The sequence below is a fragment of the Exiguobacterium sp. 8A genome, assembly GCF_902506275.1.
In the GTDB taxonomy this organism is placed as follows: Bacteria; Bacillota; Bacilli; order Exiguobacteriales; family Exiguobacteriaceae; genus Exiguobacterium; species Exiguobacterium profundum.
This window is the reverse complement of record NZ_LR733692.1, coordinates 1-7,899: the sequence shown is the minus strand read 5'-3', so window position 1 is coordinate 7,899 and position 7,899 is coordinate 1. Positions and strand designations below refer to the sequence as shown.

The following is a 7,899-nucleotide window of genomic DNA, read 5'->3' as shown; positions in this document are numbered from 1 at the left end:
AGGATGTCGACCGGATGCGTCTCTACATCGACGGGGTCTACTACAACACGGTCGGGCTTCGACACGCGTATGATAACGTCCACTTCTACCTGCCGTGGGAGCAACGGCTCGACCTCTCGGACACGGCCATCTTCGAGTTCGTCTCGATCGACAAGCGGGGCCGCGAGGGCGAGCGCCTGGTCGTGACGCCGGACATCCGCGTCCAGATGGGATGGAACGATGGCGATTACGTGTTCCGTGCCAGGGTCGGCCGCGGGACGCACCGCGTCGTCATCAAGGACGCCGACGGCCGGGTGATGGACGCGCAAGACTTTGACCCTACGCGTTATTGGACCGTCGACATCCCGCTCGACCATACACAGTACAAGCACGGCGAGACGTACTACGTGTACGGCGTCGACTCGAAGGGGAACGAGGGCCCGCCGGGGGAATACGTCTATAGAGGGACGAACGCGTCGTATGAGTCGTTCACGCCGGCGGCCGAGATAGGCTGGCCGGTCGGGGGGGACGCGCGATGAGCTATACGATCACCGGCACCCTCAAGTATTCATAAAACGACCGTTAAAAGAACGAATTTGTTCGTGAATTCACATAAAATACGAAAGGGCGTCCCATCGCCCTTTTTATTTTTGATATACTGTACATAAACTCATCTTTTTATCAATGTGTGTTTTTTCTTCTGCATGACGGGAAAACATACATCAGGAGGTGCATCATGACAAGAATCGGATATGCGCGCGTCTCGACGGCCGAACAGAAGTTGGACGCCCAGCTCGATGAGCTGAACAGGGCCGGATGTACACGGATCTTCCAAGAGAAGGCATCGAGCGTGAAACGCCGTTCGGAACTCGCGGCATGCCTCGACTACCTGCGCGAAGGGGACACCCTCGTCGTCTGGAAGCTGGACCGCCTCGGGCGCACGACGAGGCAGTTGTTGGCGTTGGTCGACGATCTGAAAGAGCGTGGGGTCCACCTTCATATCCTCACCCTCGGTGTCGACACAGGGACGGCCGCGGGACGGCTCTTCTTCACGATGATGGCCGGGCTCGCCGAGATGGAGCGTGAGCTCATCCGAGAGCGGACGAGGGTCGGCCTCGACGCGGCGCGGGCGCGGGGCCGGACGGGGGGCAGGAAGCCGATCGACCCAGGGGTCATGAGTCGGGCCATGATGATGTACGGGGCGGGCATGACCGTCTCCGATATCTCAAAAACGCTCGGCATCTCGCGATCCACCTTCTACAAGTACATGAGACAGAGCGGAGGGGCGTCATGAGGCGCCCGGTCACGGGACTGAACCTGCCCGGATGGCTGCGCCTGCGTCCGGAGGACGAATGGGTCCCGGTCGAGCTGTTGCCGGCATCCGTCGATATCGGGTCCGGGACGACCATCTTCCTCCTCCGGCTCGGGCTCGTGCCAGACGAGGTGACGCGTCGACAGATCGCCCACCTCGCCTACAGCTCGAAGGAGCGGCGGGACGGGGTCGGCATACGGGTGAGGCTGAGCGACGGGCGTGTGCTCGAATGGTCCGGACGCATCGAGGCGACCCGTTATGAGGACGTCTATGTACGCCTCCGTACATCGGGACCCTGTGTCCTCCGATAGGACGCATGGTCGTCCGGATCGCGCCGCAGTCCATCGGGCTCATCCTCTCGACGCCCGCCATGTCACTGGGAGGTTTGGGACTGGGAAAATCGACAGGGGCTTGCTAGGATAGAGGAAAAGACATCCGATGGTCGGATCGAGTGGGGTGGACGCGATGAAGGAGAACTGGTTGAGGGCATACCGACGGACGCGTGGGATCGGGCTCGAAGAGCTCGCCTCCCGGACGGGGGTTCCCTTGGACGTGTTGGAACAGGTCGAGGGTGGTGCCATGCCGGAGGCGGAGAAGTTGAAACGACTCTGTCAGGCGTTGGAGGCGGACGGACCCGGCGTGCCGGTGTTTCGCCACCTGCGGACGGCGTACGAGTTGTTGGCGACGGTCTGTGGGAACCGAAGGATTGTCCACGAACATGACCTTCATAGCGACTCGGAACAGGTCGAGCTGTTCTGGTCCATCGTCGGGCATATCCAGACCATCGACATGGTGTGGCAGGACCTCGGTGACGCGTCGCGTCACCACGAGGCCGTTCGGCTCTCCGACTTGATGAGGGAGTCGGAGAGGCTCGGCATCTGGTGGTTCGGGCTGGCCACGTCGGATCCGGGAGACCCGACCTCGACGGTCGGGCTCGTGTATGCCACCGCCGTCGGGGCAGGGCGCCTCGTGGAGAGGTGAGGGCCAGAGTGCGTTCCGGACGAGGACAGGGGGACGATGTCGGGCATGACATCGTCCCCCTTTGGGGCTATCTATCGTTCGCGGTCCCGTGCTAGGGACGGCACGAAACCACGGAACGAGCTGTTCGGCACGAGGCTGAGCGAGTGATTCAATATATGTCTCTCTTTCCCGGACTTCGAGGGTTTGAAACCATGTGCGCCGCCAACCGGACGGATACGGGGTGTCGGAGGACCCGAATGTACAAATAGTTAGAATATTCTGTTTAACGGATGGCGGATAGAGGAATGTTATCAATAGATCGTTCGCCGATCGAGGGGCCGGAGGGACTCCCGACCGGCTATGGTCCTCCCATCGCGGGGTGAAGACGGTGTGGTGTCTCTCCAGCCTCGCGATGGTTGCCTGACCCGTACCGACCTGTGCCCACATGGGTCGTACGATAGATTGGCCTCCTGAGCATGGTGACAAGGGAAGAGGAAGGGCGCCAGAGTGCCCTTCCTCTTCCCTTTTTAGGGTCATTGTTCAAGCCGTCACGGCGCCTCGGTGTCCGCTCATCCACGTGTCCGCGGACGGGACACCCTCTTGTTCAACCTACGCGCCGTCTTCGCGATCAGCACATCGAGTAGGCGTCCCCCCACCAGGTCTCCGGGTCCGATGTTGAATGCGTTCGTGGTCCTGAAGTTGAAGTTGTACATGTCCCTGGACGCCCGTCGGTGTACACGGATCACCAGCTCGCACGCCTCTCCCGGATGTTGCGAGAACAGGACCATGAACAAGGTGTCTTCCAAGCCTTGGATCACCCGGATGCTCCCGTGTACGGACTGCCTCTCTGTCGACAGGGCGAGCTGGAACACTTCGGCGTCCTCCACCATCATCTGTACATCGGATCGGGTGCGGCATAGCTCCTCCGCCTGTTCGTGGAGCGCACGGTACAGTTGGCGCATCTCCTTCCCCTCCCTTCATCGGAACCGGTCGTCCCTGAAGAATTCTGTCAGCGAGATGTCGAGCCGCGCGCAGTAGTGATACACGATGTCGATGTCGACCGGCGGTCGTGAGGAGAGTGGTGTCTCTGAAGGTTTCGGGTTCGCGCGCATCTCCCGGAGCACGGCATGGAGCGTCGTCCCCCGTTCCGAGGCCACCTCCTCCATCCGTTCCTTGATCGCGCGCGCCACTTTCGTCTGATGCATCTGCATCCTCCTCTCTGGTTGTGATCCTATCTGTCTCCAGTATACGACAGTTCCGATGAAAATGAACAAACGCACCGGTGGTCCCGGGGACCCCTTTCTGCCCTGTGCCCCTCCGTCCGGTCATGAGGGGCTTTTCAAGATCTACGTCCCTCTGGTAAAATGACGACAAGGCAGGGAGGCGGTTCCTTGCCCGCATGTTTACAACTCCTAAGTGATTGTATTGAGAGTTTTATTTAGGATGCCCTAGGTCCTGGTCGCGGAAACGATCGGGATCGGACGCCCCCTCGAAAGAGGAGGGCGTCTTTTGTTGCTCCTTCTGAGTGCGTTTTTTTCTGCATCACGGGAAAACACACATCAGGAGGTGCATCATGACAAAATAGGATATGCGCGCGTTTCGACGGCCGAACAGAAGTTGGACGCCCAGCTCGATGGGCTGAAGAGGGCCGGATGTACACGAATCTTCCAAGAGAAGGCATCGAGCGTGAAACGCCGTCCCGAACTCGCGGCATGCCTCGGCTGGATTGGCCGAGATGGAGCGCGAACTGATCCGGGAACGGACGAACACAGGGCTGAGGGCCGCGAGGTTCGGAGGTCATGACCCGAGTCATGATGATGTACGGGGTGGGCATGACCGTCTCCGATATCTCGAAAACGCTGGGCATCTCGCGATCCACATTTTGTAAAAATATGAAAGAATGCAGTTACAAAAATAGAGGAACGATAGAATAGGGGGTTAAGTGTGGAGAAGGGGAAAGAAAAAGAACTTGAGCAGTTTAATGATAATCTATCTAAGATTAATAAAAATCTTCAATCACTTGTGTCTGCATTTGCACCTATGAAAACTGTATTGCGCGATATTAACAAATCTATAGAGGGTGCTACAAGCGGAATTTCCTCCATTAAAGGATTAGAAATACACAACGAAGAGTGGAAAGAACGTCTACGTGAAACGGTGGAATATCTTAAGGATCACTTCTCGGAGGCGTCACTTGATATTATTGAATTTGCAGATGAAATGTCCAAAGAAAATATCTTCTTGCATTCTGATTACTTATCAGAATTTGATTTGTCGGGTTATGACACGATGCTTCGAAAGGATGTCGTGCTAAGTTGGATGGAAACTAGTTTTGATGAAACACTGTCTAAGTTGACAAAGTTGGAATTTTTGATAAGACATCATCATTTGATAAAGCAATCAGCAAATGCTTATAGACGAGGAGAAATAGAGATAGCGATGATTGCTCTTTATCCAGTAATCGATTTCTTTGTTTTGAATTGGGGTTTGGCACAAGATAAGGAGGGGTTTTTTTGTGGGCAAACAGATTCGACACAGTACTTGAACTCTAAAAGAAAGAAAGGAATAGATAAAGGGACGAGACAAACAACAAAGGAAATGAGAGAAAAACGAAGGATTCGCACTTTTTTTGAGGGGACAGCACTCCTTGGGGTGTATCAGATTTTTGTAGATGAAGACAAAGACGGTAAAAAGGTGAACCGACTGTCACGAAACAAAATGTTACACGGGAGCTATGATTATGATTGTTTGACCGAGGAAGACTATTTGAAGTTGTTCTATTGGCTGTATGCGTTAACTCCTTTATACGAGGGCATTAGAACGGGCAACTAAGTGTCTATAGATTGTCTATATGAAAAGAGTGTCGAACTTGCTACGATCGATGTATCAAATACTTATCGAAACGGGGCGGATTTTATGAAAGGTAACTGGCTTAAGGTGATCAGAAGTGTTTCAGGAATGACGCAACAAGAATTAGAAATAAAATCAGGGGTGTCTGTTCGAACGATTACTCGTATCGAAAATGGAGAAATTCCAAGACTATCTACACTAAAACAACTTGGAAAAGTCTTAGAAAATGAGTGTGGAGATATTTGTATTTTAAAAGAAATGAGAGACGGTCATGAACTGCTGAACACTTTATGTGGAAGGCATCAGATGGCTTTCAACCATGCCGATTTTAAACAAAATGAACAAAATGAATTAATTGAAAGTGTACACTCGTATGTTCAAGAAGTAGATATGGTGTGGGAGGAAGTAGATAATCAGTCTCGCTTTAAATGGGGGGAAGATATGTCTAGGATGATGGAGGAATCCGAAAAACTAGGAATCGTCTGGTTTGGAATGGCATATGCTGCGTCAGATAATCAATCATGGGAGACCGGTTATTTATATGCTGTTGAGCTGGATGATGAGAGTATAACTCGGAAATAAAAAGACACCCTTATCGTTAAAGGGTGTCGGATCGGATTGGGTACCGATATGGTCTAATTTTACCGTCGCTAAGGCGCGTTCGGTTGCGATGGAAGCAACCTCAACAGATCACTTGTAGATCAAGTCAGCGACGTGGGACCGGAATTTAACCGGTAAGGTATATATATCATAGCATATAAACTCCTAAATGTGAATGAGGTTTGCTTTCACTTTTTTTTTAAGGGTCTGGCATGATTTCTGGAACAATTAGTTTGATCCATTTCAGTTTCAAGGCGTTCAATTGATCTGTCGAAATTTTCCCGACCGGATTTTGTCCAATCATTCTGACTTTGGAGACCGGACGAGACTGAAGTAAATCGGCCCAACTGTTCATTGTGGTATTGGTTCGCTGAATGATACAGGTTATCTCCCCTAAATCAATTTCGGTGGGGCGAGCAGATCGACCCGCTTTGGCAGATCGAAGCGGGGTCACAAAGATTGTATTGCTTCTCTGGGGCGAATGATGAAGAACAATTGCATAGCGTGTTCCGCCGAATTCTGAACCTACGTTGAACCCGAAATCGGCATGAATGACGTCGCCAACCGAAAAATTTGTTAACATTTTCCGATCTTCATGATTTCGATCAGCCCATTCTTTTACCACGGCATCTCGAAAACGTTTTTCTTTTTGGATGAACTTCGAACGTGTTTCCATCCAATCAAGGTAACCCTCTCTTTTTTTATTATCTTGAAAATGCTGAAGTGCACTCAATATTTTTTGAGTGTTTTTTTTGAATTTCGCATAAAGTTGACTTGTTAGTTTATGATTCATTTCGATTCCCCTTTAATAAAATGTTTATTGTAGATTTGAATTAAGAGAGTGATGTTGGCACCTGCCAGATTGAGGGCATATTGGGTCAAATAGTCCGGTATATCAATGATGTTCGGCCCTTGCCCATGTCCCGTGTTATTGTTTCGGACGGTCGGGAGCCCCTCCAGTGTTGTTCTGAGCGAGTTGAGCTGGGTCTGGTAATAGTTCGGGAGGAACTGGTTGTCGAAAAGCGCTTGTATGAGTGCGGCGGCCGTCCCTTTACTTGTTGGCCATCCCTTTGCTTGGCAAATGGTCTTCATCGTACTCTCGAACGCCTTGGCGGCGGAGGTGATGGCGGCCTTGTTGTCCCCGTTCCGATACTGTTCATGCGCTTCCAGATATTCATCAAGGGGACCGGAGAATCCTGTGCTGCGCATGAGCATAAGCGCCGGCCTGACAGCCTCGACATGGAGGATCGTGGAGTTGATTTTAATGAAGCGGTCTTCCACAAATTCGAGTCCGATTCCGTTCTCCCGGAATCTTTTGTTCAGGGTTTCTATCGTTTGAGGTCCTATCAAATTCCAATCGAAAGCAAATTTAATCAATAGTTCTACCATGTCGATGACCCAGTCTCCTTCTTCGCAATACAACAAGAAGTCTAGACAGGATTCAATTTCGTTTGGACCATCTGTTGTATCACCAGGAGCGTCGAGGAGACTTAGCAGTCCATGTTCTTCAAGAAGGTGTTGTCTGATTTCTGCAAAAGCGTTTTTGTAAAACACTTGATTTAGTGCGTCGGATGTTAGTCCAACGAATTCCGTGTTTCGAATCTCGTACACAGCAATAATCAAATGAAAAATCTGAATTCTGAGACGTTCTGGCACATCTCCATCGTAGGGGAACAAATCGATATCTTTTATGTTGTTTCGCTGTGAAAAGAGCAAATACATCGCCTCCGCGTTATTATTTTAATCTCGACTGACCTTCCTAACTTCTCTAAAAGGAATTGTCCAACGACTGCAAGAACTCCTGCTTCAGAAGGGAGAATAGTGGTTTGTTGATAGTTTAACTTGGTAAGTTAAACGCCGAGAGATTCTCCAAGCGTAAGGTTTTTTTTCGAAATCTGCGTTCCTCTGGTAAAATGACGACAAGGCAGGGAGGCGCTTCCCTACCTTCTCCTAGTGATTGGATTGTGCAGAGGATTTTGTTTAGGATGCCTCACATCCCGGTCGCGGAAACGATCGGGATCGGACGCCCCCTCGGAAGAGGAGGACGTCTTTTGTTGCGCTTTCCGAGAATTTTGCTATGCTAGATATATAGGGATTGCTGATCCCTTTCCGAATGCACTGTTTGTCTAATAACCATGGATACCGAGGTATGCCGTTCCTCGATTCCCGAATGTGAGGTCCCCTTATGGGGGCCTCTT

11 protein-coding genes are annotated in these 7,899 nt (G+C 51.4%); 7 read left to right on the top strand and 4 right to left on the bottom strand.

From position 1 onward, the window contains the following. The 4 genes from GVY42_RS16295 to GVY42_RS16280 all read left to right on the top strand — a co-directional run. Positions 1-518: hypothetical protein (locus GVY42_RS16295; protein WP_236549003.1), on the top strand; the 518-nt coding region annotated here is incomplete at its 5' end. 197 nt (positions 519-715) lie between these two features. Next, entirely contained in the window at positions 716-1,273 is a 558-nt protein-coding gene (locus GVY42_RS16290) for a recombinase family protein (protein WP_159563792.1), read from the top strand. Positions 1,274-1,331: 58 nt separating this feature from the next. After that, positions 1,332-1,553, top strand: coding sequence for a hypothetical protein (locus GVY42_RS16285; RefSeq protein WP_159563791.1), 222 nt, complete (start codon positions 1,332-1,334; stop codon positions 1,551-1,553). Between the two features lie 203 nt (positions 1,554-1,756). Continuing rightward, positions 1,757-2,272, top strand: a complete 516-nt coding sequence (locus GVY42_RS16280; RefSeq protein WP_159563790.1) for a helix-turn-helix transcriptional regulator — start codon at positions 1,757-1,759, stop codon at positions 2,270-2,272. Positions 2,273-2,820: 548 nt separating this feature from the next. On the opposite strand, the gene GVY42_RS16645 is transcribed toward GVY42_RS16280, so the two are convergent. Together GVY42_RS16645 and GVY42_RS16270 are read right to left on the bottom strand one after the other, a co-directional pair. Then, positions 2,821-3,213 (bottom strand): hypothetical protein, encoded by a 393-nt coding sequence (locus GVY42_RS16645; protein ID WP_236550118.1) that lies wholly within the window; start codon positions 3,211-3,213, stop codon positions 2,821-2,823. 15 nt (positions 3,214-3,228) lie between these two features. After that, positions 3,229-3,456: a hypothetical protein gene (locus GVY42_RS16270; protein ID WP_159563788.1), complete on the bottom strand. Its 228-nt coding sequence runs from the start codon at positions 3,454-3,456 to the stop codon at positions 3,229-3,231. A gap of 304 nt (positions 3,457-3,760) precedes the next feature. On the opposite strand from GVY42_RS16270, the gene GVY42_RS16265 reads away from it, so the two are divergent. The 3 genes from GVY42_RS16265 (at position 3,761) to GVY42_RS16250 (ending at position 5,683) form a co-directional block, all read left to right on the top strand. Continuing rightward, positions 3,761-4,054 carry a recombinase family protein gene (locus GVY42_RS16265; protein ID WP_236550117.1) on the top strand — a complete coding sequence of 98 codons (294 nt, stop codon included), beginning with the start codon at positions 3,761-3,763 and terminating at the stop codon, positions 4,052-4,054. A gap of 141 nt (positions 4,055-4,195) precedes the next feature. After that, a complete protein-coding gene (locus tag GVY42_RS16255) occupies positions 4,196-5,083 on the top strand; it encodes a hypothetical protein (protein WP_159563786.1) in 888 nt (295 codons plus the stop codon). Between the two features lie 84 nt (positions 5,084-5,167). After that, positions 5,168-5,683, top strand: a complete 516-nt coding sequence (locus tag GVY42_RS16250) for a helix-turn-helix domain-containing protein (protein ID WP_159563785.1) — start codon at positions 5,168-5,170, stop codon at positions 5,681-5,683. 217 nt (positions 5,684-5,900) lie between these two features. Here GVY42_RS16250 and GVY42_RS16245 read toward each other — a convergent pair whose 3' ends face one another. Both GVY42_RS16245 and GVY42_RS16240 read right to left on the bottom strand, forming a co-directional pair. Next, positions 5,901-6,494, bottom strand: coding sequence for a type II toxin-antitoxin system PemK/MazF family toxin (locus GVY42_RS16245; protein WP_159563784.1), 594 nt, complete (start codon positions 6,492-6,494; stop codon positions 5,901-5,903). Further along, a complete protein-coding gene (locus GVY42_RS16240) occupies positions 6,491-7,417 on the bottom strand; it encodes an STM4504/CBY_0614 family protein (protein WP_159563783.1) in 927 nt (308 codons plus the stop codon). The genes GVY42_RS16245 and GVY42_RS16240 overlap by 4 nt, the downstream gene beginning before the upstream one ends. Positions 7,418-7,899: the final 482 nt, after the last annotated feature.

What these genes read in the sequence shown, in the direction of transcription:
- GVY42_RS16290 (WP_159563792.1), top strand. Translation starts at nt 716, where the DNA reads ATGACAAGAATCGGATATGCGCGCGTCTCGACGGCCGAACAGAAGTTG.
- GVY42_RS16285 (WP_159563791.1), top strand. Translation starts at nt 1,332, where the DNA reads ATGGGTCCCGGTCGAGCTGTTGCCGGCATCCGTCGATATCGGGTCCGG.
- GVY42_RS16280 (WP_159563790.1), top strand. Translation starts at nt 1,757, where the DNA reads ATGAAGGAGAACTGGTTGAGGGCATACCGACGGACGCGTGGGATCGGG.
- GVY42_RS16645 (WP_236550118.1), bottom strand. Translation starts at nt 3,213, where the DNA reads ATGCGCCAACTGTACCGTGCGCTCCACGAACAGGCGGAGGAGCTATGC.
- GVY42_RS16270 (WP_159563788.1), bottom strand. Translation starts at nt 3,456, where the DNA reads ATGCATCAGACGAAAGTGGCGCGCGCGATCAAGGAACGGATGGAGGAG.
- GVY42_RS16250 (WP_159563785.1), top strand. Translation starts at nt 5,168, where the DNA reads ATGAAAGGTAACTGGCTTAAGGTGATCAGAAGTGTTTCAGGAATGACG.
- GVY42_RS16245 (WP_159563784.1), bottom strand. Translation starts at nt 6,494, where the DNA reads ATGAATCATAAACTAACAAGTCAACTTTATGCGAAATTCAAAAAAAAC.